Here is a 1,603-nt window from a genome sequence, read left to right as displayed (position 1 = left end):
GTGACCATGGCGTACCCCTCCGACGCCGACGCCGACAGCGGTCGCCCGCATGACGGCCGTAACGTGACCATGGCGTACCCCTCCGACGCCGACGCCGACAGCGGTCGCCCGCCGGATAGCGGAGGGCGCGGCCACTGCCACGACGGTCGTCGAGGGCATTACGGCCATCACCATCATCACCGACAGCCCAATCCTCACGGTCTCGATGGCCCGGACAACGGTCTGTTTCGCGGATCGCGTTGAGAGGCGGGTGTCTTCAGATGACCACAGCCACATCTACAGCCGTCCCTCGTCGCGGGGCATAGCATGAGCGTTCTCATCATCACCTGGACCGGAGAGAACGACAGCGTTCGTCAGGTGACGCGGCATCTCGAGGCCGATGGGCTCGAGGTGCTGCGTCTCGACAGCGATCTGTATCCGGAGCAGGTGCAGATCAGCACGGCCTATGGGCGCGCCGGAAGCCGCTGCGTCGTGCGGACGCCGCAGGCCGAGATCGACCTGGCCCACGTCACGGCGCTGTGGTACCGGCGCTTCCGCGCCGGAAGCCGGCTGCCGGCCGCGCTGGGCGACACGCGCGAGCCCTCCCTCCAAGAGACGCGCCAGACGCTCTGGGGCACCATCGCGACGCTCGACTGCTTCCAGCTCGATCCGCTGCACGCCGTGCGCCGGGCTGACTACAAGGAGCTTCAGACGCGCCTCGCCATCGAGGTGGGTCTCGATGTTCCCCGCACCCTCTTCACCAACGATCCCCAGGCGGTGCGCGCGTTCTACGATGAGCTCGAAGGGCGGGTGGTGACGAAGATGCAGTCGCACTTCGCCGTCTACCGCGATGGTCGCGATCAGGTCGTGTTCACCAATCGCGTGAAGCCGGAAGACCTCGAAGGGCTCGATGGTCTGCGCTACTGCCCCATGATCTTCCAGGAGATGGTGCCCAAGCGCCTCGAGCTTCGCGCCGTCGTGGTGGGACGGCAGGTCTTCACCGCGGCGGTCGACTCACAGGCCTCTGCGGTGACCGAGGTCGATTGGCGCCGGGACGGCGTGGGGCTCATCGACCGGTGGCAGCCCTACACCCTGCCGCCCGACGTCGAGCGCGCCCTGCTGGCCCTCACCGAGGCATTCGGCCTTCACTACGCCGCCGCAGATTTCATGGTGACGCCGGATGGCCGGTACGTCTTTCTCGAGATCAACGCGTCGGGCGAGTGGTTCTGGCTGCAGGAATCTCCTGGGCTGCCCATCGCCCGCGCCATGGCCGATCTGCTCAGAGAGGGTTCGCGGGGGAAGTGCGTGACCTAGGCGACGATAAAACCGGACGGTGCGCTCTGGCGTGTTGACCACGCAACGTTCACAACCTTGTTACAGCGGTAACATCGTCCGGCCCTTGTCTTGAATCGCCCGGCGCTACCATCGGCACATGGGGCTCAGCGCTCGCGCGGGGCGCGCGTGCGGGCCAGGCAAGGAAGGACGTGGCGACATGGCGGAGTCTTCTATCTCTCCGATTGATGGCGAAGGACGCACACGAGGGCTGGGTCCAGCTGGCGCGGCTGCGCCTGCCGGGGCGGCTGCGCCGGCGGGAGCGGGTGCGACGCCGAATGGGCCTGCCGCG

1 protein-coding gene is annotated in these 1,603 nt (G+C 67.4%); it reads left to right on the top strand.

Translation table 11 applies throughout. From position 1 onward, the window contains the following. The first annotated feature begins 306 nt into the window (after nt 1–306). Nucleotides 307–1,293, top strand: coding sequence for an MvdD family ATP-grasp ribosomal peptide maturase (locus EB084_25065; protein ID NDD31535.1), 987 nt, complete (start codon nt 307–309; stop codon nt 1,291–1,293). Nucleotides 1,294–1,603: the final 310 nt, after the last annotated feature.

The organism is Pseudomonadota bacterium (assembly GCA_010028905.1).
Lineage (GTDB): Bacteria > Vulcanimicrobiota > Xenobia > RGZZ01 > RGZZ01 > RGZZ01.
This window is presented reverse-complemented; position numbering and strand designations above follow the sequence as displayed.

Coding starts and splice junctions, on each gene's coding strand:
- EB084_25065 (NDD31535.1), top strand. CDS start 307: ATGAGCGTTCTCATCATCACCTGGACCGGAGAGAACGACAGCGTTCGT.